Raw genomic sequence first — 21,719 nt, forward strand, 5'->3', positions numbered from 1 at the left:
CATAGGGCCGCAACGGCCGGCTGAACATGGCCCCCGTTAACCCAAGTAGCTCGCAGCAGGGACCGTTCTGAGCGCTCAGAACGGCCACAACTGCGAGCCAGTTGGGTCCGGCGTTGGACCTAGCCTTCGACGCCGAGGCGCTGGAGGATCAGTTCCTTGACGCGGCCGGCGTCGGCCTGCCCGCGGGTCGCCTTCATGACGGCGCCGACGATAGCCCCGATCGCCTGGACCTTGCCGCCGCGGATCTTGTCCGCGACGCCGGGCTGCGCCGCGAGGGCCGCGTCGATGGCTTCGAGCAGGGGTCCGTCGTCGGAGACCACGGCCAGGCCGCGCTTGGCGACGATTTCCGCCGGGGTGCCTTCGCCGGCGAGCACGCCGTCGAGGACCTCGGTGGCCATCTTGTTGTTGATCTTGCCGTCCTCGACCATCGTGTTCAGTTCCACGATGGTCGCCGGGGCGACGCCGAGCTGGCCGGGGTCGACGTCGGCGATCTTGGCGCGTCCGACGATTTCGCCCATCCACCACTTGCGGGCCACCGTGGCGGTGGCGCCGGCGGCGATGGTTTCCTCGATCTCGTCCATGACGCCGGCGTTGACGACGTCGCGGAATTCCAGGTCGGAGTAGCCCCAGTCGGCCTGCAGCCGCTTCCGGCGGGCGGCCGGCGGCTCGGGCAGCGTGGCCCGGAGTTCCTCGACCCACTCGCGGGAGGCGACGATCGGCACCAGGTCCGGTTCCGGGAAGTAGCGGTAGTCGTCGGCGTCGGACTTGGGCCGGCCCGACGTCGTGGAGCGGGTGTCCTCGTGCCAGTGGCGCGTCTCCTGGATGACCGGCTCGCCGGAGTCCAGCACGGCGGCGTGCCGCCGGATCTCGTAGTGGACGGCGTGCTCGACGGCGCGCAGCGAGTTGACGTTCTTCGTCTCGGAGCGGATGCCGAAGCGTTCGCGGCCGTGCGGGCGGAGCGAGACGTTGGCGTCGCAGCGGACGTTGCCGCGTTCCATCTTGGCGTCCGAGACGCCGAGGTTCTTGACGATCTCCCGGACCGCGGCGACGTAGGCCTTGGCGAGCTCGGGCGCGCGGCTGCCGGCGCCCTCGATCGGCTTGGTGACGATCTCCACGAGCGGCACGCCGGAGCGGTTGTAGTCCACGAGGGAGTAGTCCGCGCCCTGGATGCGGCCGGTGGCGCCGCCCATGTGGGTCAGCTTGCCGGCGTCCTCCTCCATGTGCGCGCGCTCGATTTCGACGCGGAAGACGGTGCCGTCGGAGAGCTCGATGTCCAGGTAGCCGTCGTACGCGATGGGCTCGTCGTACTGGGAGGTCTGGAAGTTCTTCGGGGTGTCCGGGTAGAAGTAGTTCTTCCGGGCGAAGCGGCACTTCTCGGCGATCTTGCAGTTGAGCGCCAGGCCGATCTTGATCGAGGACTCGATCGCGGTCCGGTTCACCACCGGCAGCACGCCGGGCATGCCCAGGTCCACCTCGTTGACGTTGGTGTTGGGCTCGTCGCCGAACACGTTCGGGGCGGAGGAGAACATCTTCGTCTCGGTGTTGAGCTCCACGTGGACCTCGAAGCCCAGGACGGGATCGTACTTCTCCATCGCCTCTTCGAAGCTGAGGGTTGCGTCAGGCATTAGTGGGAACCTCCGTGGCTCGCGACGGTGTCGTTAAGGGCAGGGTCCGTCAGGGCAGGCGCCGCCGGGGACGGGTCCGTCAGTGACGGGGCCTTGTCCAGCAGCGGGCCGCCCCACTGGGCCTCGAGCAGGGATTCCAGCACCGCGCCGACGCGGTAGAGCCGGGCGTCCTGGCGGGCCGGGGCCAGCAGCTGGACGCCGACCGGCAGCCCGTCCTCGTCGGCCAGGCCGCCGGGCAGGGAGAGCCCGGGGACGCCGGCCATGTTGGCGGGGATGGTGGCGACGTCGTTGAGGTACATCGCCAGCGGGTCGTTGAGCTTCTCGCCGAGCTTGAACGCCGTGGTCGGCGCCGTCGGGGAAATCAGCACGTCGGCCTTGGCGAACGCGGCGTCGAAGTCGCGCTGGATCAGGGTGCGCACCTTCTGGGCCGAGCCGTAATAGGCGTCGTAGTATCCGGCGCTCAGGGCGTAGGTGCCGAGGATAATGCGGCGCTTAACCTCGTCGCCGAAGCCGGCGGCGCGGGTGGCACCCATGACGCGTTCAATCGTCATCGGGCCGTCTTCGGGCAGCACGCGCAGACCGTACCGGACGCCGTCGAACTTGGCCAGGTTGGAGGAGGCCTCCGAGGGCATGATCAGGTAGTAGGCGCCCAGGGCGTACTTGAAGTTGGGGCAGGACACCTCCACGATTTCGGCGCCGGCGCCCTTGAGCAGCTCGAGGGATTCGTTGAAGCGGTTCTCGACGCCGGTCTGGTAGCCCTCGCCGTGGAGTTCCTTGATGATGCCGATCTTCATGCCGCGCACGTTGCCGATCGACGCGGCGGCCACGAGGTCCTCCAGCGGGTCCGGCAGCGAGGTGGAGTCGTGCGGATCGTGCCCGCCGATGACCTGGTGCAGCAGGGCGGAGTCCAGCACGGTGCGCGAGACGGGGCCGATCTGGTCCAGCGAGGAGGCCATCGCGATCGCGCCGTAGCGGGATACGCCGCCGTAGGTGGGCTTCACGCCGACCGTGCCGGTGACGGCGCCGGGCTGGCGGATGGAGCCGCCGGTGTCGGTGCCGAGGGCCAGCGGGGCCTCGAAGGCCGCGACGGCGGCGGCGGACCCGCCGCCGGAGCCGCCGGGGATCCGGTCCAGGTCCCAGGGGTTGTGGGTGGGGCCGAAGGCGGAGTGCTCGGTGGAGGAGCCCATCGCGAATTCGTCCAGGTTGGTCTTGCCCAGGATCGGCATCTTCGCGGCGCGCAGCCGCTTGACCACGGTGGCGTCGTAGGGGCTGTGCCAGCCTTCGAGGATTTTCGAGCCGGCCGTGGTGGGCTGGCCGACGGTGACGATCAGGTCCTTGACGGCGATCGGCACCCCGGCGAGGGCGTGCAGTTCCTGTGCCGCGGCGCCGCCGGCGGCGCGGATCGCGTCGACCTCGGCGGCGACGGCGAGCGCCTCGTCCGTGTTGACGTGCAGGAAGGCGTGGACCCTGCCGTCAACGGCGGCGATGCGGTCCAGGTGCGCCTGGGTGACCTCGACGGCGGAAACTTCGCGGGCGGCGAGCTTGCCGGCGAGCGTCGCGGCGGAGGAGCGGATCAGTTCGTTGTTCTCAGTCATGTTCTTAGCCCTCATCCAGGATTGCCGGGACCTTGAAGCGGCCTTCGTACGCGTCCGGGGCGCCGGAGAGTGCCTGCTCGGCGGTGAAAGTGTGGCCCACAACGTCCTCGCGGAACACGTTCGTCAGCGGGATCGGGTGGGACGTGGCCGGCACGTCATCACCGGCGGCTTCACTGACGGATTTCACTGAATCGACGATGACGGCGAGTTCGCCGGCCATCCTGTCGAGCTCTTCAGCACTCATCTCGATGTGCGCGAGACGCGCGAGATGCGCGACGTCGTCGCGGTTGATCGCAGCCATGGATCTCCCCTGCAAGTTCGGATTATTTTCCGTCCCAGTCTACGTGGGTTCCCCTGCGCTTACTTCCCGGCGGACCCCCTGCGGCAAGGGCGTTAACGCCGAAGTGACAGTTCGCGCCGATGTTTTAGGAAAACACCGGCGCGAACTGTCACCTCGAGGTTTGTTAGCCGATGCCGATGGCTCCGGTCAGCACTCCCACGGCGAGCATGACGAGGGAGATGACTGCGGTGCGCCAGAGGACCTTCTTGTGGTGGTCGCCCAGGTCAACCTTGGCGAGGGACACAAGGAGCAGGATCGCGGGGACCAGCGGGCTCTGCAGGTGGAACGGCTGGCCGGTGATGGATGCGCGGGCCATGTCCGCGGCGCTGACGCCGTAGTGTGCCGCGGTCTCGCTGAGGACCGGCAGGACGCCGAAGTAGAAGGCGTCGTTGCTCATGAAGAACGTCATCGGGATACTCAGCACACCGGTGATGATGGCCATGAACGGGCCCATGTCGGCCGGGATGATCGCCACGAGCCATTCGGACATGGCCTTGACCATGCCGGTGCCGTTCAGGACGCCGGTCAGGACGGCTGCGGCCATGACCATGCTGACGACGGCGACGATCGAGGGTGCGTGGGCGATCAGCTGGGCGCTCTGTTCCTTGACGTTCGGGAAGTTGACCAGCAGGGCGATGGCAGAACCCACCATAAAGACGTACGGGAGCGGAACAACGTTGGCAACGAGCGTCACCATGACTGCCACCGTCAGGCCGAGGTTGAACCAGAACAGCTTGGGCCGCAGGGTGGAGCGGTTGGGGTCCAGCGCGGTGTCGGCCATGGCCGAATCGTGGTCGTCCACGAGGTCCTCGGTGCGTTCCAGGACGGCGACGGAGGATCCTCCGGTGGCGGGGCTTCCGACGGCGGGGACTCCCCCGGCAGGGGCGGAGCCCTTGCCGCCGAAACCGAAGCGGCCGGTGCCGCTGCCGCCGGTGGCGGTGCCGCCGTCGAACGTACCAGCGGGGTCCCAGATCTCCGGGGCGACGGCGCGGAGCCGGTTGCGCTCCTGCAGGCCCAGGAGCCAGGCGAAGACGAACACGACCACGAGGCCGGCGATCAGCGAGGGGATCATCGGGACGAAGACGTCGTTGACGTCGAGCTTCAGCGCGGTTGCGGCACGGGCGGTGGGGCCGCCCCAAGGCAGGATGTTCATGGTGCCGTTGGCGAGGCCCGCCACACAGGTCAGGACCACGGGGCTCATCTTGAGGCGCAGATAGACCGGCAGCATGGCGGCGGTGGTGAGGATGAAGGTGGTGGAGCCGTCGCCGTCGAGCGATACCGCGGCGGCGAGGATGGCCGTGCCAAGGACGACCTTTGCGGGGTCGTTGCCGAGCTTGCGCAGGATGAACCGGACCAGCGGGTCGAAGAGCCCGACGTCGATCATCAGGCCGAAGTAGATGATGGCGAACATCAGCAGGGCCGCCGTGGACGTCATCGACTTCATCGAGTCCATGACCATCGGGCCGATGCCGAGGCCTGCGCCGGCGAAGAGTCCGAAGACGGTGGGGACGATGATGAGCGCCAGCACGGGCGTCAGCTTCTTTGTCATGATCAGCACCATGAATACCGCGATCATGGCGAATCCTAGTAATACCAGCACGGCCGGCTCCTTCTTCCTTGAATCGCACCACCCCGGTGTGATGCGTACTACAGACGTTAGAGTGGCCCGCGTCACGGCTGGGTCTTTGCCTCATTTGATTGGCATACTGCTTATTGGACGCATTTTGCGCATTGTGCTCACATTCGAAGGAGGACCGCCGTGCCACGCTCAACCGGCCGGGCTCCCCTGCGGTTCTCCACGCAGACCCTGCTGCTGCAGCTGGGGGTCGTGGCGCTGGTGGTGCTGCTGACGAGCGCCGTGCACGGCTGGCTGACCTTCGACCGGCTGGGGCGCGAGGCGGAGAACCAGGCCCTGACGCTGGCCCGGACCGTGGCCTCGGACCCTGAGGTCCGTGCCGAGGTGCAGCAGATCAGCGCCCAGCCCGGCACTCCCCCGGCCGCCGAACTGCTCGCCGGGCCGCTGATGGCCGCCGCCGAGGGTGCCCGCACCCGCACCGGCGCCCTGTTCGTGGTCATCACCGACGAGGCCGGCCTGCGGCTCGCGCACCCCGATCCGGAGCGGCTCGGCGAACGGGTCAGCACGGACCCGACCGAGGCCCTGGCCGGCAAGGAAGTCACCACCCGGAACACCGGCACCCTGGGCCCCTCCGCCGGGGCCAAGGTTCCGGTGTTCGCCCCGGGCTCTGACACCGTCGTGGGTGAGGTCAGTGTGGGCTACTCCACGGAATCCATCAGCCAGAGTCTCTCCCGGGACATCGTCCCGATCGCCCTGATCGCCGCCGGCGCCCTGCTGGTCGGTGTGCTCGCCTCCTTCCTGCTCCGGAGCCGGCTCCAGCGGCTGACCCTGGGCCTGGAGCCGGAGGAAATCAGCACCCTGGTCCACGACCAGGTCGCGGTCCTGCAGGGCGTCGACGACGGCGTGATCGGCGTCGCGGCGGACGGCCGGATCAGCGTGTTCAACTCCGCGGCCCAGCGCCTGCTGGGTCAGCCCGATCTGACCGGGACGCCGTGGGCCGACGCCCCGGTACCCGCCCAGCTGCCCGCCCTGACCCGGGCCGACGCCGCGGAAGGCGACGCGGTCGAACTGGTCGCCGGCGGGCGCGTGCTGGTGGCGAGCGCCCGGAAGGCGCTGCACGGCCGCGAGGACCTGGGCTGGGTGGTGATGCTGCGGGACCGGACCGAGCTCCAGCAGCTGACCCGCCAGCTGGACGCCGTGGGCACCATGTCCACCGCGCTGCGGGCCCAGCGGCACGAGTTCGCCAACCAGCTCCACACCATCGCCGGCTTCATGAGCATCGGCCAGCACCAGCAGGCCCGCGACTACCTGGCCCGGCTGGCCGCCACCGGGCCGCTGAAGTTCCCGGTGGACCAGGCCGAGCTGCTCCAGGACCCGTACCTGCAGGCCTTCCTCGGCGCCAAGGGCGTGGAAGCGGACGAACGCGGCGTGACCCTGCGGCTCGGCCCGGAAACCCTGGTTCGGGGCCAGGTCACCGAGCCGCAGGAAGTCACCACGGTCCTGGGCAACCTGATCGACAACGCGGTGAACGCCGCCGTCGCGGGCTCCGCGCCGGAGCGCTGGGTCGAGGTGGAGGTGCTCGACGAGCCCGGCACCGGGGGCGGCGGCGGGACGCTGCTGATCGTCGTCGGGGATTCCGGCGACGGGCTGCCTGCCGCCGGGGCCGGCGGTACCGCCACATCCGGTGCTGACGCGGTGTTCGCGGAAGGATTCACGACGTCGGAGCGCCCGGCCCGGGCGGGGGCCGGCCAGGGCCTGGGCCTTGCGCTGGCCCGGCAGCTGGCGCGCCGCCGCGGCGGGGACGTGAAGGTGCTGGACGCCGGCTCCCCCGGCGGCCCCGGCGCGGTGTTCATGGCGACCCTGCCGGGGACGACGGCGCCCAATGCGACAGCGCCCAATGCGACAAAGCCCAACGCGACGGCGCCCAACGAAAGGGACAACGATGTCTGAGGATTTCCGGGTGCTGATCGTCGACGACGATTTCCACGTCGCCAAGCTGCATGCGGCCTATGTGGACTCGGTGGCGGGATTCCTGGCCCTGCCCCCGGCCGGCTCGGCGTCGCTGGCACTGCAGGCCATCCACAGCCTGCGCCCGGACCTGGTGCTGCTGGACGTCTACCTGCCGGACGCATCGGGCCTGGACCTGCTGCACCAGCTGGACGTGGACACGATGATCCTGAGCGCCGCCTCGGACACGGCCTCGCTCCGGCTCGCGTTCCGGCGCGGGGCGCTGGGCTATCTGCTCAAGCCGTTCACGGCCGAGTCGCTGTCCCAGCAGCTGCGCTCCTATGCGCGCTACCGGCGGATCCTGGCCCAGCCGGGGAACGTCACGCAGGACACGGTGGAACGGGCCAAGCGCGCGCTGATCCCCGGGGACGTCATTCCCTCCGCCAAGCCCCGGTCCGCCACGGAGGCCGCAGTGCTGGAATCGCTGGTGCCGGGCGAGCAGTACTCGGCGGCCGAGGTGGCCACCCGCGTGGGCGTCTCCCGGGCTACCGCCCAGCGGTACCTCTCAGCGCTGGCCGACGACGGCGCCGTCGACATCCAGCTGCGCTACGGCACCACCGGCCGGCCCGAGCACCGCTACGGGCTGCCGCCGTCAGCAGGCGCCTGATCCCCGCCCCTAAAGTAACGCGGGGTCACTTACGGCCCATCCGGACCCCCGAGATGGGCCGGTAGTGACCCCGCGTTGGGGTCAGCGGGTGCTTTTCTGGGCGACGAGTTCGATTTCGACCAGCATCTTGGGATCCAGGAACGGCAGCACGTGGACCAGGGCCAGGGTGGGGCGGATCTCGCCGAAGACTTCACCGTGGGCGCGTCCGGCTTCCTCCCACTGGCTGATGTCCGTCAGGTACAGCTTGGACTGCACCACGTCGGCGAAGCCGAAGCCGGCGTCGGCCAGGACGGTGCCGAGCTTGTCCAGGATGTAGCGGGTCTGGGTGCAGAAGTCCTCCCCGACGACGCCGTCCTCGCCACTGGCGGCGGTGGCGGAGATGTAGAGGGTGTTGTCCACCTGGACCGCCCGGGAGTAGCCGACCTTCTGTTCCCAGACGGAACCGGTGCCGAATGTCTTGCGCATGGAGGTGCCTTTCGCAGTGTGCCGTGGAGTCGGCACCACTTTAGGGCGGCGGGCGGCGCTGCCGGTAAACCGGCGCAAATGTGTCGGGTGGGTTGGGTTCTTGCCGGGCTGCACCCCGCTGCCGGGGCTTTCGGCACTCCGGGGGCACATTGGCGCGGAGGCGCCGTCAACTAAAGCGCCGGCGTCGAACATTGTGCCCAAAGTGCCCCCGGACGGAGACTGCCCGGCACTTTGACGGGCTACGTGGTGATATCCCGGCTCTTGCGGAAGGCGTTGCTGCGGGCGTGCTCGTGGACGCGGCTGAGGGCCTCGATCTGGGACCGGGCGTCGTCGCCAAATTTCCTGAAGGTCGCCGGGTCTAGTCCGAGCTCGGGGGCCAGCTCTTCCAGGGTCTGCCAGCCGCCAAGCTTTCCCAGGATCGCGGCGCGCATCAGCTCGGCCTCCAGCACCATGGTCATCGGGGACCGGCGCACGATCCGCCCGTTCAGCTTGAGCCGGCCGGCGTGCTCGGCAAGCCAGGCGGCGGCCTGGCGGTGCGGGCGCCGCCGCACGCCCAGATCCCGGATCAGCCCGGAGAGCACGTCGCGCTCCCGGGTGATTTCTGCATTGACCCGGGACAGCTCGGCGGCCACCGGGGTGTCGGCGAAGGCCTCGGCCATGCGCTGGATCCGGGAGACGCCGGCGGTGGCGCCGGTCAGGTGGTCCGAGAGGTACAGACCGAGGAGCTTCTCGTCGATCGAGCCGGGGATGTGCGGTGCCATGGATCCTCCAGGTTGGGCGTTTCGATTGTCCCAAACCCTACCCCAACGGGAGCGGAGGCCGTCCGGTTCCGGCCGTCCGGCGGGCCTACAGCTCCTGGCGGTACACCAGCAGCCGAATGTCGGTGTTCGGCACGATCCAGTCACGCTCGGGCGCCCGCTGGAAGCCGGTCTTCTGGTAGAGCCCGTGGGCGCTTTCCCACGTCAGGCCCGTGGTCAGCGCCACGGCATTGATTCCGGGCAGCGACCGGGCATGGTCCAGGATAGCGTGGACCATGGCTTTGCCGGCACCGCTGCGCTGTACGGCCGGGTCCACGACGAGCATCCGGAATTCCAGCTCGTCGGTCTCGGCGATGTCCGCGTAGGGTTCCCCGGCGACGGCGAGGGTCACGGAGCCGATGACGCTTCCCGCGCGCTCCGCCACCCAGATGGTGGCTTTCGCGGCCCGCCGGGCCACGTCCTGGATCTGCCGCATGTACGGGTGGTCGGCGTTCTCAAAGTAGCCTGCGGCCAGATAGGCGTCCCGGGTGATGCGCGCGATGGCGTCGTAGTCGGCCGGAACTGCGGGGCGGATGAGGATCTGAGGATGCACCTGTCCATGGTACGGGCGGGCTCCCGCGCCTGATCACGGAACAGCGGTTTCCGTGACTGAACTATCAGAACGGCGCTGCCCGCAAAGGCCGGGGGTCGAGGTGCTGCCGTCAAGGGGCCGGGTCAGAGCGGGAACTTGCCCGAGAGTTCCAGCGTCCCGGCGCAGGTCCAGGCCGCGAGGCGTTCGTCGTCGGAGGGGCCGCCGTCCAGCGGGCTGGTCAGCCGCGGGCGGCGCACCCAGCAGCCGGCCTCCTCGGCGATCAGGGCGCCGGCGGCGAAGTCGTGTTCGTTCAGGCCCCGTTCACCGTAGGCGTCGTGGGTGCCGTCCGCCACGAGGCAGAGGTCCAGGGCGGCGGAACCGAGCCGGCGGACGTCGGCGAAGCCGTCCATGATGCTGCCGAGGCCGGCCGCCTGCTCGGCACGCACGTCCGGATCGTAGCTGAAACCGGTGGCCAGGATCTGCCCGGCGCGCCCCGCGACCGGCCCGAACAGCTGCGTCAGCCTGCCGTCTTCCTCGAGCCAGGCGCCCTGCCCGCGGAGCGCGTAGTACCTCCGGCCCAGGGCCGGGGCGTGCACGACGCCGGCCAGCCAGACGCCGTCGGGGTCCGCCACGGCGACGGAGGTGCCGTAGTAGACGATGTTGCGGATGAAGTTGGTGGTCCCGTCGAGGGGGTCGATGGACCAGCGGTAGCCGCTGGGCGACGCCGGAAGGACGGTGCCGCCTTCCTCGCCGGTGATGGTGTCGAACGGCCTCGCCGCGGTGATGACGTTCCGGACGGCGGTTTCCGCGGCCAGGTCGAACGCGGTCACCCAGTCCCCGGAGTCGCCCTTGTTGGTGACCTCCAGCCCGGCGGTCTTCCGGCCGGCCAGCACCGCAGCCCCGGCCGCTGCCGCCTGCTGCGCGAGTTCCAGCAGCGCGGCCGGCAGGGAACCGGCGGACGGTTCGGGGGTGCCGGCGCTCATTCGGCCACGACTTCCTGGTGGTCCTCTTCGGCGTCCTCGACAGGTCCGTCGCCGGCGTCGTCCCGGTCCACGGCGGCGTGCGGTTCCGCGGGACTTCCGGCCGAAGGACCGGCCGCGCCGTCCGCCGGGCCGTTGGCCAACAGAGCGCGGAAGCCGTCCTCGTCCAGGACCGGCACGCCGAGCTGTTCGGCCTTGTCCAGCTTGGTGCCCGCGTTCTCGCCGGCCACAACGTAGTCCGTCTTCTTCGAGACCGAGCCGGAGGCCTTGCCGCCGCGGATCAGGATGGCTTCCTTCGCCTCGTCCCGGCTGAAGCCCTCCAGGCTGCCGGTCACCACGATGGTCAGTCCCTCCAGGGTCCGGGGCGTGGACTCGTCGCGGTCGTCCTGCATCCGGACGCCGTCGGCCGCCCAGGTGTCGACGATCTCGCGGTGCCAGTCCTCGGTGAACCATTCGGTCAGGGCCGCCGCGATCACCGGCCCGACGCCGTCGACGTGGGCGAGCTCCTCCTCGGAGGCCTGCCGGATGTTGTCCATGCTGCCGAAGGCCGTCGCGAGGGCGCGGGAGGCCCGGGGGCCGACGTGCCGAATGGAGAGCGCCACGAGGACCCGCCAGAGCGGCTGGGTCTTGGCCTTCTCCAGTTCGCGGAACAGCTTCTCCGTGGTGGCCGTGGGTTTGGATGGGGTCTTGGCGGTGCCCTTGCTGAAGAAGTACGGCACCAGCTCGAACTCTCCGGTGGCCACGCCCTTGGAGCGCTTTTCCCGCCGGATGCGGACGTCGGCCAGGTCCGCGGGGGTCAGCCGGAACAGGTTCGCCTCGGTGGTCAGCGGCGGGGTTTCCGGCTCGGCCGGCTGGGTCAGGGCGATGGCGGCTTCCCAGCCGAGGGCCTCGATGTCGAAAGCGCCTCGGCCGGCGAGGTGGAACACGCGTTCGCGCAGCTGCGCTGGGCAGGAGCGGGCGTTGGGGCAGCGGATGTCCACGTCCCCCTCCTTGGCCGGCGCCAGCGGGGTGCCGCAGGCGGGGCATTCGGTGGGCATAACGAAGTCCCGGACCGGCGGATCCTGCTGCTCGCGCAGGGCCAGGACCGGCCCGACGATCTCCGGGATGACGTCCCCGGCCTTGCGCAGCACCACAATGTCGCCGATTTTGACGCCCTTAGCCTTAACGACTTCCTGGTTGTGCAGCGTGGCCATCTCCACGGTGGAGCCGGCCACCTTGACGGGCTCCATCACCCCGTACGGGGTGACCCGGCCGGTTCGGCCCACATTGACCGCGATGTCCAGCAGCTTGGTGTGCACTTCCTCGGGCGGGTACTTGTAGGCGACGGCCCAGCGCGGAACCCGGGAGGTGTAGCCGAGCGCGCGCTGGGTGGCGAAGTCGTCGACCTTGACTACGATGCCGTCGATCTCGTGGGTGAGGCTGTGGCGTTTGTCGCCGTAGCGGGTGATGAATTCCAGCACGTCCTTCAGCCCGGGCAGGACCTCGAAGTACGGGCTGGTGGGCAGACCCCACTCGGCGAGCCGACGGTAGGTCTCCGACTGGCTGGCCGTGTCGAGTCCTTCGCGGGCGCCGATGCCGTGCACGTACATCCGGAGCGGGCGCTTGGCGGTTTCCGCCGGGTCCTTCTGGCGCAGCGAGCCGGCGGCGGCGTTGCGGGGGTTGGCCAGCGGCGCCTTGCCGGCCTCGATCAGCGCCTCGTTGAATTCGGCGAAGGCCTGCGAGGGGATAAAGACCTCGCCGCGGACTTCCATCTCCGCCGGGAAACCGGTGCCGCTGAGCTGCTGCGGGATTTCCTTGATGGTGAGGACGTTGTGGGTGATGTCCTCCCCCGTGGTGCCGTCGCCGCGGGTGGCGGCCCGGATCAGCACGCCGTCGCGGTAGAGCAGGTTGACGGCCAGGCCGTCGATCTTGAGTTCGGTGAGCCAGGCCGGGGTCCCGTTGCCGAGCCTGGCGATGTTCGCTTCCGCCTTGGCGATCCACGCCTCCAGCTCCTCGAGGGAGAAGACGTCCTCCAGGCTGTACATCCGCTGCAGGTGTTCGACGGCGGTAAAGGCGGCGGACACCTCGCCGCCCACCTCCTGGGTCGGGGAATCGTTGGCCACCAGTTCCGGGTGCATGGCCTCGATCGTTTCCAGGCGCCGGTAGAGCTCGTCGAACTCGGCGTCCGAAATGATCGGCGCGTCCTCCTGGTAGTACGCGAAGCGGTGTTTACGGACCTCCTCGACGAGGACCTCGTACTCCTCGCGCACGGCCTCGGAGGGGGTCTGTGTTTCGGCTTCTGCTGCAGTGTTCCCTGTGCTCACAGACCTATCCTGCCCTAGATCCCCGACAATGTCCGGTCAGGGATCGGGTGCCGCCAAACCGGCAGCGGCCGCCGCGGCGCCTGCGGCACCCGAGCCGACGGGCGCCGCAGCGGCCACCGGGCCGTGGGCCTTTACTCGTACATCGCGATGAAGCGCCCGACCACGCCGCCGGCGCGCAGCTTCTCGATCGCGCCGGGGATCTCCACCTGCGTGATGAGGTTCATGGGCGGGTTCAGCTGGTCCGATTTCATCAGCTCGTAGATCCCTTCCAGGTCTTCCCGAGTGCCGGACTTGGAACCTTTTATGGTGAGCTGCTTGATGATCAGGGGGTAGGTGTTGATAGTGGACTCGAGCCGGCCCATGCCGACCTGCACCAGGGTGCCGCACTCGGCGTGCGTCTCGGGATTGACCTCGGCACCGTACACCTCGGCCCCGGCCAGCACCGCGACCCGGTCGCCGACCTTCCACTGCTCCATGCCGTCGCCGACCTCGATGATGACACCGGCGTTCTCATGTCCCATGGTCCGCGGCAGGTGCGGGAAGAGCGGCATCCAGCCGGCATCATCCAGGGCGGTCACGTCCGAATGACACACCCGGCGGCTTTGACCTCGACGACGACCTGACCCGGACCAGCGGGCGGCGTAGACACTAGTAGCGCACCCCCTTCCTTCAGGAGCTGGTGTCGCCCTTAGTACATTGGCGACATGGACATCGACGCCGAGATGGCCAACGACGAGCGCGTCGCCGATGAGCTCGACGAGCGCATGGCCCACGTCAAGGCGGTCGCCACCGGCGTCTGATCCAGATTTCCCCAACCGATCTTGACCGCAAATGGACCAATCGGTTGGGAAGATGATCGGGTCAGTCGCAGGACCCTGCGACGGTCATGGCGCCCGCTGGAAGTAGTGGTCGCTGAGCCAACACGCCACCTCGTTGCCGAGCTCGGCGCCCTGTACGTCGGCGGTGCGGAAGTGGATGCCGCCCCAGACGCGGGCATCAATGATCTCGTGTATCGCCGCTGAGAATGCGTCGAAGTGCCGTGGCTCGCCGGGGAAGCGACCGGAGTTCACGTCGAAGGCGACCTCGTCCGTGCCGAAGAACTCCTGCGCCGCGTAGAGAGCAGCGCCGCTGACGCAGCCGTGACCGGACGGGTGCTCCGGGAACGGCGGTGTGCCGAGCGGCGGGACGGTCGCTGTCGATGGATCGAAGAGCGGTTTCCATGTCGGATCGGCTTCCGTCTCCGGGTTGTCGTCGGTGTCGGCTTCGCGGATCGCCGCCATCGGGCGCCAGAAGTTCCAGTAGTACTTGTCGTACCAGCAAGCGACCGCGCCATCAGCGGCGGCGAGGTTGGTCATCGCGAAGAGCCGAGCCGCATCGGCCACGTCGAGTCCGTGCTCCACGGCGAGGCTGCGGAACACTCCGTTCCAGACTGCCACCGGCGTGGCTTGCCAGAAGATCGCCGCAGTGGTCTGGTCGTCGGTTCGAGTGAAACTCGCGAGCGCACCGATCTCCTTGACCTCGTTGAAGTCCGCTGCGTACTCGGCACTCGTCAACGGATTGGGTCCCCTCGAGCGGAATTGGTCGGGACTCTCGATGATGAACGGTTGGAGATTGGCCACCCAGGCGTCCGGATCGAGCGCATCGGGCGCGACGGGCCGCCAATCGCCGGGATCAGGTCCGATGTCGAACTCGAACGGGGCCAGGAACCCGTCATCGGTGCGCGCGAGGATCATCGCCGCCGCGGCGGCCTCACCGGAGGCGACGCCTTCGACCTTGTTCGGGCCGTCGGTGACGCCCGCGAGTGTCGCTTCGTACGCAGCGTCGAGGCCAGCTACTTGCGCCGACGGGACCAGAGTGACGAGCACGTGGTGTGCGGCGGTCGAGATCGCTGCATCGAGCGATGCCTCCGGCCCGACGCCGTCGACGTCGAGCAGATACGGCTGGTACCCGCGGTCGATGGCGTTCACTGCGTCGTACACCGCGCCTTGAACCATCGCCATGCCGCGGAGCTGGCCGTGAGCCGTGGGACGCAGTGGGATGACATGGTCTTGGGCGATGATGTTCCACTCGATGAGGACGTCCGTGTTCGCCGGCGCCGCGTTCCGGGCGTTCGAGGTGCCGGCGCTCGGCACCGCCGGCACAACGAGTGCGGCGGTCAGGGCCGGGATCAACCAGAGCGCCCACCGTCGGCGCGGTCCGTTCCTCGAAGTCCGCGGTGTTCGCCTGCGATGATCGTAAGCGTTGCTGTTCGTCATGTCGCCGGACCTCCAGTCGCGACGGAGCCATGTTCAAGCGAACCCGACGGAGCGGACATCTCATGGGTGCCCGACACCGGCGGCACGCGACCGCCCGAGGTGAGCGTGATGCGCCGTCGGTACGGTTAACTCCAAGGGTGATCCTCTGCGGGCGGGTTGTCCAGTGGAACCGGGCCCGGCAGCCTTGGAGGTCGCGGGCAAGGCCTGGGCCACACCACCTATGACACTGCGGCTGCCTTCAACGGACGTGGGTTATGCGCCAATGCGTCCCGTGTCACTGTGTCGGGGTGAAGTCCACATCAATGCAAGCCAGGCGGGTGCCGGCGGTTCCCGCCTTGCCGGCTTCGGTCATGGTGTGATTCTCATGAATGATGATCGACTGCGCTTCGCCGCTTCGGGCCTTCCAAGCAACGCTGGATTCCACGGACGCATTGCCTTCGGCATCCGTGAGGAAATCCAGCTAAATTTCGTTCTTGGCATTCGCGTACGCGGGATCCACGGAGGGCGAAACCGGATCAATCCGGTCCTGGTAATGCGGTCCTGCGGCGGCTCCGTCGACCCCGCACGGCTTCACATGGGCGTGGGCGTGGGCTCCATAGTGGCGGTTCGGGATCAAAGCTTGGACCATCAGTTTCGTTTCGGTCCCCTCGCCCCGGACTGGCACGGTGGCCTCCGCCTTGGCTCCGATGGGGACGAGGTCGGGGTTGTAGGTGTTTGCAACATTGCCCTCGGCCCAGGCTGCGAAGTTGCCTTCCGCTTTGGATGCCACCGGGGCTTCGGCCGGCGAGGCAGACGCGGACGGCGTGCCGGCCGGAGAGGTTCCCGAACATGCGACAAGGAAAGCGCCCAGGGCTGTCAGACCGATAGCTGCACGGGCATGCTGCTGTTTCATTTTGTGTTCCTCCAATTCTGCTGGCTGAAGCGGCTGTGTGAGGATGCACCGCGTAGGCGGGGTCGCCTTTCAGTAAACAGATTGACGCAGCTGCTGCCGCCGGCTATCACGTTCGCGCCGACCTCCAAGGCCGGGGCTACGCGAGTGAGGCAGCAGCCGCCTGTCGCGAGTTCGCCCGTGGGCTAGGGGAATCCATCTGGAAGCGGTCATTGACCCCGCAAACATTGCCTCCCGCCGTGTCGCTGAAAAGATCGGGCTGACGTTCGAGCTCACGGCAGCCGTCTTCGCTCAGCCTTCGTAGCCGACATTTAGACTGCGCGCCCGTTGGAAGCGATGTCATACGAGTCGACCTTTGCTAAGGGGTCGCATGGCGCACACCTTGACGCTTTCGCACAATGGATATCTGCCCTCTCCTCGTTCTCGAACGCCCGGTAGAGGGTCGTTCACCCGGCAGCTCATTGACACGCGGACCGACGGCTAATGGCATCCAGATCATGGGCAGTTATGGTGGCTCCATGAGGGACAGGATGCTGCCGATTATCTGCGTGACGACAGAGTTCAATGACGCCCTCGACCACTACGAGACGGAAGGCTGGCGCCGTGCGGAAACTGATCTACGGCATGAATCTGACCTTGGACGGCTACATCGCCGCGGCAGGCGACGACATCGGCTGGAGCGGGCCGAGCGACGAACTGTTCCAGTGGTGGCTCGACCAGGAGCGGGCTAGCAGCCTGTCGCTGTACGGCCGCAAGCTGTGGGAGACCATGAGCTCCTACTGGCCGACCGGGGACCAGCAGCCCAACGCCACCCCGGCGGAGATCGAGTTCGCGCGGAACTGGCGGGACACTCCGAAGGTGGTGTTCTCCTCGACGATCGACAAGGTGGACGACTGGAACACCCGCCTGGTGACCGGCGACGCGATCGCCGAGATCGCCCGGCTCAAGGCCGGGGACGGCGGCCCGATGAGCGTCGGCGGCGCAACGCTCGCCGGTGCGGCCATGCGGGCCGGTCTGATCGACGAATACGCGCTAGCCACCCATCCGGTCCTGGTGGGCGGCGGCACTCCGTTCTTCACCTCGCTGGACAGCTGGCTGAACCTGAACCTGGTGGAGACGCGGACGTTTCCCGGCGGCGTGGTCATGACCAGGTACGAGACGAGGCGCTGACCGCGATTCCTCCGCGCGGTCGGGGAAGTAGTTGAGGGCAGCCGATCGCACCCAGCTTTAGTTCCGTATCAGCTTAGTTCCGGTTCTCGGGCGGCAGCGCGACCTGGAGCTTGCGGACCTTGCCGCGGCCGACGATGTAGCCGCGGCCCGGGATGAAGTCCGTGCTGACCCGGCCCAGCGACGTGCTGAGCAGGCTGTCGCCCTCGATGTCGCCCGGGTTGAGCAGCAGGCCCCGGCGGCCGGATTTGAACGGCTGCGCGAGGGACCAGGCCGAGGACCAGGTGGACGTCTCGGATTCGCCCACCACCCACTGTTCGGCCTTGATCGAGGCGGTGACGAGCCGTTCGATCCCGGATTCCGCTCCCGTGTCCGTGAAGTCGGTCAGCCCCTCGATGAAGATCGCGAGCTTGCCCGGCGTGCCGGTGGAGTAGTCCACCAGCTCATCGATGGCTGCCTCGACGTCGTCCGCGCCCACTACGGACCGGTCCCAGAGCTTCAGGGACGCCGCGGCGGAGCGGCGCGCGCCGATGTACAGCAGTTCGACGCCGGGGTTGGAGCGGCGCAGCGCGTAGGCCAGGGTCACCAGGGCCACGGTTCGGCCGGAGCCGGGCGGGCCGGCCAGCAGCAGCGGGCCCTTGGCCAGGATCTCGGCGGGCTGGAGCGTCTCGTCGTCGACGCCGATCACCGGCAGGTCCGGGCTGCCGGCGGGCAGGATGTCGAGGTCGATCTGGTCCGGCAGTCGCTCGATCTGCGGGGCGCGTTCGACGCCCTGGCGCAGCATGGCCTCGGTGAGTTTGTGCACCTCGCGGGCCTGCACGGCCAGGTTGGAGTTGCCGCCGAGCACCGCGAGCTGCACCTCCAGGTTTCCCAGCAGGCCGCGACCCGGAGGCGAGGCCTGGCCCAGGACGTCCTTGGGCACATCCATCGACAGGTAGTCGTCCTCGGAGGAGAGGCGCAGCACGAGCCGGCGCTGGATCGAGGCCAGCAGCGACGCCGGCACGGAGTTGGGCCGGTCCCCGCTGACCACGAGGTGGATGCCCAGCGGACGGCCGTCGGTGGCCAGCTGCAGGAAGATGTCCCACAGCGCCGAGAGCTTGCTGTATTCGTAGGCCTCGCGGAACGCGGACATGCCGTCCACCAGCACAAAGATCCGTTTTTCCTCCGGCCGCTCCGCGAGCGTCCGGTACTCCACGATGGTCGACGCGCGGACTTCCGAATAGCGGGCCGCGCGGTCGTCGGCGAGGTCCCGGAGCCAGCGCAGCAGCCGGCCGACGCGTTCGACGTCGTCGCCGTTGATGATCTCCCCGACGTGCGGCAGCTCATCGAGCATCTTCAGCCCCGAGGAGCCGCAGTCGATGCCGTAGACATTCACCGGCCCGCCGCGCGGGGTGACCGCGGCGGCGATCGCGATGCCGCGCAGGGCCGCGGACTTGCCCGAGCCGCCGGTGCCGTAGATGGCCATGTTGCCGTCCCGGTCCGGCTCGTAGAAGACCGTGGGCTGGTCCTGGTGCGCCGGGTCGTCCGCCACTCCGAGGAGGAGCCGTTCGTCCGTGCGCGGGTTCGGCAGCCGGGAAAAGTCGTAGGTGGTGGCGAGTTCATCCAGCCAGGGCTTGCGCGGCGGGTCGATGGAGAGCACGTCGGCGGCCCTGATGATGTTGGCCGTCATCCGGGCGATGTCGTTCAGGCCCGCCGCCTCTTCCTTCACCGGGGTCTCGGGCGCCGGGGCGGCCCAGGCCGGGCCGGAGCCGAATGCCATCTCGACGATCTCGATCTGCGGCCGCTGCGGCTTCTCGGTGGTCCAGCCGCCGGCGTATCCGGTCTGGAAACCCTGGATCCGGCCGGGGCCGGTCTTGGCGGCGCCGCGTCCGGGAATGGACGGGTCGAAGTAGGCAGCCGTCGGCACGCCGAGGATGTCGATCGCATCATCCACGTCGGCCATCCGCAGCGCCACGCGCAGGTTGGTGTTGGCGCGCAGGCTTTCCTTGATCACGCCGGCCGGGCGCTGGGTGGCCAGGATCAGGTGCAGGCCCAGGGACCGACCGCGGGCGGCGACGTCCACCACACCGTCGACGAACTCCGGCACCTCGGTGGCGAGGGCGGCGAACTCGTCCACGATGATGATCAGGTACGGCGGGGCCTCCGGATCCGCTTCGCGCTGGAGTTCCAGCAGGTCCTTGGCCTTTTTCCGGTTCAGCAGCCGTTCCCGGTGGTGCAGCTCGGCCCGCAGCGAGGTCAGCGCGCGGCGGACCAGGTGCGGGGAGAGGTCGGTGACCAGGCCCACGGTGTGCGGCAGGTGCAGGCAGTCCGCGAACGCGGCGCCGCCCTTGTAGTCGACGAAGAGGAAGCTCACCCGGTCCGGGCTGTAGGCCGCGGCCATGCCCATCACCCAGGACTGCAGGAACTCGGACTTGCCGGCGCCGGTGGTGCCGCCGACCAGGGCGTGCGGGCCCTCGTTCTTGAGGTCGAGGTAGAGCGGTTCGATGCCCTTGGAGCCGACCAGGGCCCGGAGCGTGCCGTTGTCCTTGCGGTTGGGCACGGCGGAGGCCCGGACCGAGTTGTTTTCGGTCCAGCGCTCGGCCACGGCCGCCGGGTTGTCCAGGAAGTCCTTGCCGATCAGGGTCGCGTAGGACACGGCGCGCGGCAGGTCGGAGTCGTCCTCCAGCGGCTTGCCGACGTCGACGACGGGTGTCAGCATGCGGGCCAGCTGGGCGGCGAGGCCGGCGTCGAGGCTTTCGCAGCTCACCGGGAAGGTGTGACGGCCGAGCCGGACCTGGCCGGTGGTGGTGCCGTGGTCGCCGTCGACGGCCATAAAGTCCCGGCAGGCGGCCGGCAGCTGCTGCACCGAGGACGCCACCCACATCACATGCACGCCGGAGTCCGGGCCCCGCTCAAGGACCCGGGTGAGCCGCCCGCGGTCCACCGGGGCGTCGTCCTCGACGACGACCAGCACGGTGGGCAGCAGCGGTTCCGGAAGGTCCGTGCCGAGCGGGTCGACGCCGGGCCGCAGGGCCGGGCGCGGGGTCTGGGAGCCGGCCTCCCGCTGGTCGATCAGGTCTTCCAGCCGGGACAGCAGGGCCGAGCCGCCCGCGGGGCCGGCGGCGAGGTGGTCGCCGCTGAGCGGGCTGTGGCCGGAGCCGACGTGCGGGAGCCACTGCAGCCATTCCCAGCGTTCCTTCGACTGCGCCGAGGTGATGGCGGCCAGGACCACTTCCGCGGGCGAGTGCAGGCCGACGAGCTGCAGGACCATGCCGCGGGCGACGTCGTCGACGAGCCCCCGGGTTCCGGCGAGGCCGAAGGACCCGGCGGAGCGCAGCTGCGAGACGACCGGCACGCCTTCGATGTCCCGGAACTGCGCCATGCACTCCTGGATTTCGGTCATGTATTCGGCCTCGGTGTCGTTGCTGTTGGGCTCCTCGAACTGGATCCGCGAGGGCGAAGTGCCCAGGCCGAAGCGCAGGCCCAGGAAGCCGGTGTGCTCGGGCCGGTGGGTCCAGAGCAGCGGGCCGAGCTTGTAGATCGAGTCGACCGTGTCGCTGACCGAGGGTGCTTCCTGCAGCCGGACGGAGCGTTCCACGTTCTGCAGCCGGGTTATGTCGGTCCGGAAGGCGGCCATGGACTCGCGAAACTGCTTGAGCTGTTCCTTTTTCTCCCGCTTGGCCTGCAGCTTCTGGTCCACGTAATGGCCCACGATGAACAGCGGCATCATCAGCATGAACACGACCGAGAGCACGTTCTGCGTGACGGCGAACAGGATGCCGCCCATCATCAGCGGCGCGAGCAGCATGATGTACGGGAACGCGTGGTGCTCCTGGCGTTTGGGCCCGGCCGGGAGCATCCGTTTCTGCAGCTCGAACCGGGGCACCACGCGCGGCGAGCGGTTGAAGTCGATCAGCGGCGAGCTCGGGGCGGAACTGTGTCCGGTGCCGAGTGAGACCACCGAGACGGTGGTGTCGCCCAGGGCCACGGTGTCCGAGGAGTTCAGTGTGGCGCGGGTGACCGGCAGCCCGTCCATCAGCAGACCGTTGGCCGAATTCGTGTCCACAATCTCGACCGTCTCGCCGACCGTGATGCGGGCGTGCCGCTTGGAGGTCAGCGGGTCCGTGAGCCGGATGTCGACGTCGCGGTCACGGCCGATGTAGCTGGTGCCCGACGGCAGCGAGAATTCGCGCCCGACGTCGGGCCCGGACAGCACGCGCAGCGTCGCCGCCGCCGGTCCCCGGGTCGCGCCGGGCGTCGCGAACTGCTCACTGAGCTGGGTCAGGGAGACGATGGAGCCCGGCCGCAGCCCGGATTCGAGCAGGTTGTCCGTGCGGTCCAGGATGCTGCCCTTCATGCCGCCGGCGGCGAAGGCTTCCTCGATGCTCAGGGACAGATTCGACGGCGGAGGGGTCCCCCGCCGTGCCGGATCGGCCGCCCAGAGCTGGGTGGCGATGTCCGCCACGGTGGCGAGCCCGTCAACGGTGACGGCGAGGTCTTTGGCCTCGGCCGGGTCGCGGCGCAGCGTCAGTCGGATTCTCACGCTTCGTCGGCTCCAGTCAGTTCTTCGGTGTGCTTTTCAGCGGGCTGCTTTACAGCGCT

General features: G+C 68.8%; 17 protein-coding genes. 3 read left to right on the forward strand and 14 right to left on the reverse strand.

All coding sequences use genetic code 11. The annotated features are described in order from the left end of the window. Nucleotides 1-119: 119 nt before the first annotated feature. The 4 genes from gatB to J2W14_RS04230 all read right to left on the reverse strand — a co-directional run bounded on the left by gatB (nt 120) and on the right by J2W14_RS04230 (nt 5,160). On the reverse strand, nt 120-1,625 hold the full coding sequence (gene gatB, locus J2W14_RS04215; RefSeq protein WP_307458821.1) for an Asp-tRNA(Asn)/Glu-tRNA(Gln) amidotransferase subunit GatB: 1,506 nt from the start codon (nt 1,623-1,625) through the stop codon (nt 120-122). After that, nucleotides 1,625-3,220, reverse strand: coding sequence for an Asp-tRNA(Asn)/Glu-tRNA(Gln) amidotransferase subunit GatA (gene gatA / locus J2W14_RS04220; protein WP_307458823.1), 1,596 nt, complete (start codon nt 3,218-3,220; stop codon nt 1,625-1,627). The genes gatB and gatA overlap by 1 nt, the downstream gene beginning before the upstream one ends. 4 nt (nt 3,221-3,224) lie before the next feature. Continuing rightward, nucleotides 3,225-3,521 carry an Asp-tRNA(Asn)/Glu-tRNA(Gln) amidotransferase subunit GatC gene (gene gatC / locus J2W14_RS04225; RefSeq protein WP_056432749.1) on the reverse strand — a complete coding sequence of 99 codons (297 nt, stop codon included), beginning with the start codon at nt 3,519-3,521 and terminating at the stop codon, nt 3,225-3,227. A gap of 163 nt (nt 3,522-3,684) precedes the next feature. Then, complete coding sequence (locus tag J2W14_RS04230; protein ID WP_307458826.1) at nt 3,685-5,160, reverse strand: CitMHS family transporter; 1,476 nt, start codon at nt 5,158-5,160, stop codon at nt 3,685-3,687. 159 nt (nt 5,161-5,319) lie between these two features. On the opposite strand from J2W14_RS04230, the gene J2W14_RS04235 reads away from it, so the two are divergent. Together J2W14_RS04235 and J2W14_RS04240 are read left to right on the forward strand one after the other, a co-directional pair. Then, a complete protein-coding gene (locus J2W14_RS04235) occupies nt 5,320-7,086 on the forward strand; it encodes a sensor histidine kinase (RefSeq protein WP_307458828.1) in 1,767 nt (588 codons plus the stop codon). After that, nucleotides 7,079-7,750: a response regulator gene (locus tag J2W14_RS04240; protein WP_307458831.1), complete on the forward strand. Its 672-nt coding sequence runs from the start codon at nt 7,079-7,081 to the stop codon at nt 7,748-7,750. Before J2W14_RS04235 ends, J2W14_RS04240 begins: the two co-directional genes overlap by 8 nt. Before the next feature lie 81 nt (nt 7,751-7,831). Here the strand turns inward: J2W14_RS04240 and J2W14_RS04245 are convergent, their stop codons facing one another. From J2W14_RS04245 to J2W14_RS04285, 9 genes are all read right to left on the reverse strand, one after another. Beyond that, a complete protein-coding gene (locus J2W14_RS04245; RefSeq protein ID WP_307458833.1) occupies nt 7,832-8,215 on the reverse strand; it encodes a RidA family protein in 384 nt (127 codons plus the stop codon). 239 nt (nt 8,216-8,454) lie between these two features. Then, nucleotides 8,455-8,976: a hypothetical protein gene (locus tag J2W14_RS04250; RefSeq protein ID WP_307458836.1), complete on the reverse strand. Its 522-nt coding sequence runs from the start codon at nt 8,974-8,976 to the stop codon at nt 8,455-8,457. A gap of 85 nt (nt 8,977-9,061) precedes the next feature. Further along, entirely contained in the window at nt 9,062-9,565 is a 504-nt protein-coding gene (locus J2W14_RS04255) for a GNAT family N-acetyltransferase (protein ID WP_307458839.1), read from the reverse strand. Nucleotides 9,566-9,687: 122 nt separating this feature from the next. Beyond that, nucleotides 9,688-10,527 (reverse strand): inositol monophosphatase family protein, encoded by an 840-nt coding sequence (locus tag J2W14_RS04260; protein ID WP_307458842.1) that lies wholly within the window; start codon nt 10,525-10,527, stop codon nt 9,688-9,690. Continuing rightward, nucleotides 10,524-12,827, reverse strand: a complete 2,304-nt coding sequence (gene ligA / locus J2W14_RS04265; RefSeq protein ID WP_307458846.1) for an NAD-dependent DNA ligase LigA — start codon at nt 12,825-12,827, stop codon at nt 10,524-10,526. The genes J2W14_RS04260 and ligA overlap by 4 nt, the downstream gene beginning before the upstream one ends. 131 nt (nt 12,828-12,958) lie before the next feature. After that, nucleotides 12,959-13,405 (reverse strand): alcohol dehydrogenase catalytic domain-containing protein, encoded by a 447-nt coding sequence (locus tag J2W14_RS04270; protein ID WP_307458850.1) that lies wholly within the window; start codon nt 13,403-13,405, stop codon nt 12,959-12,961. A gap of 306 nt (nt 13,406-13,711) precedes the next feature. After that, nucleotides 13,712-15,082: a vanadium-dependent haloperoxidase gene (locus J2W14_RS04275; RefSeq protein WP_307458855.1), complete on the reverse strand. Its 1,371-nt coding sequence runs from the start codon at nt 15,080-15,082 to the stop codon at nt 13,712-13,714. 274 nt (nt 15,083-15,356) lie between these two features. Continuing rightward, nucleotides 15,357-15,506 carry a hypothetical protein gene (locus J2W14_RS04280; protein ID WP_307458857.1) on the reverse strand — a complete coding sequence of 50 codons (150 nt, stop codon included), beginning with the start codon at nt 15,504-15,506 and terminating at the stop codon, nt 15,357-15,359. 36 nt (nt 15,507-15,542) lie between these two features. Then, nucleotides 15,543-15,974, reverse strand: a complete 432-nt coding sequence (locus J2W14_RS04285; protein WP_307458860.1) for a hypothetical protein — start codon at nt 15,972-15,974, stop codon at nt 15,543-15,545. 600 nt (nt 15,975-16,574) lie between these two features. Between J2W14_RS04285 and J2W14_RS04290 the strand changes: the two genes are divergently transcribed. Continuing rightward, complete coding sequence (locus J2W14_RS04290) at nt 16,575-17,141, forward strand: dihydrofolate reductase family protein (RefSeq protein WP_307458862.1); 567 nt, start codon at nt 16,575-16,577, stop codon at nt 17,139-17,141. 73 nt (nt 17,142-17,214) lie between these two features. Here J2W14_RS04290 and J2W14_RS04295 read toward each other — a convergent pair whose 3' ends face one another. Next, complete coding sequence (locus J2W14_RS04295) at nt 17,215-21,660, reverse strand: FtsK/SpoIIIE domain-containing protein (RefSeq protein WP_307458865.1); 4,446 nt, start codon at nt 21,658-21,660, stop codon at nt 17,215-17,217. Between the last annotated feature and the right edge of the window lie 59 nt (nt 21,661-21,719).

It is taken from the genome of Pseudarthrobacter oxydans (assembly GCF_030812335.1).
GTDB lineage: Bacteria > Actinomycetota > Actinomycetes > Actinomycetales > Micrococcaceae > Arthrobacter > Arthrobacter oxydans_B.

Excerpts from the sequence above, each read along its gene's own strand:
- J2W14_RS04275 (WP_307458855.1), bottom strand. The coding sequence starts at position 15,082 with ATGACGAACAGCAACGCTTACGATCATCGCAGGCGAACACCGCGGACT.
- J2W14_RS04260 (WP_307458842.1), bottom strand. The coding sequence starts at position 10,527 with ATGAGCGCCGGCACCCCCGAACCGTCCGCCGGTTCCCTGCCGGCCGCG.
- gatA (WP_307458823.1), bottom strand. The coding sequence starts at position 3,220 with ATGACTGAGAACAACGAACTGATCCGCTCCTCCGCCGCGACGCTCGCC.
- gatC (WP_056432749.1), bottom strand. The coding sequence starts at position 3,521 with ATGGCTGCGATCAACCGCGACGACGTCGCGCATCTCGCGCGTCTCGCG.
- J2W14_RS04250 (WP_307458836.1), bottom strand. The coding sequence starts at position 8,976 with ATGGCACCGCACATCCCCGGCTCGATCGACGAGAAGCTCCTCGGTCTG.
- J2W14_RS04285 (WP_307458860.1), bottom strand. The coding sequence starts at position 15,974 with ATGAAACAGCAGCATGCCCGTGCAGCTATCGGTCTGACAGCCCTGGGC.
- gatB (WP_307458821.1), bottom strand. The coding sequence starts at position 1,625 with ATGCCTGACGCAACCCTCAGCTTCGAAGAGGCGATGGAGAAGTACGAT.
- J2W14_RS04245 (WP_307458833.1), bottom strand. The coding sequence starts at position 8,215 with ATGCGCAAGACATTCGGCACCGGTTCCGTCTGGGAACAGAAGGTCGGC.
- J2W14_RS04240 (WP_307458831.1), top strand. The coding sequence starts at position 7,079 with ATGTCTGAGGATTTCCGGGTGCTGATCGTCGACGACGATTTCCACGTC.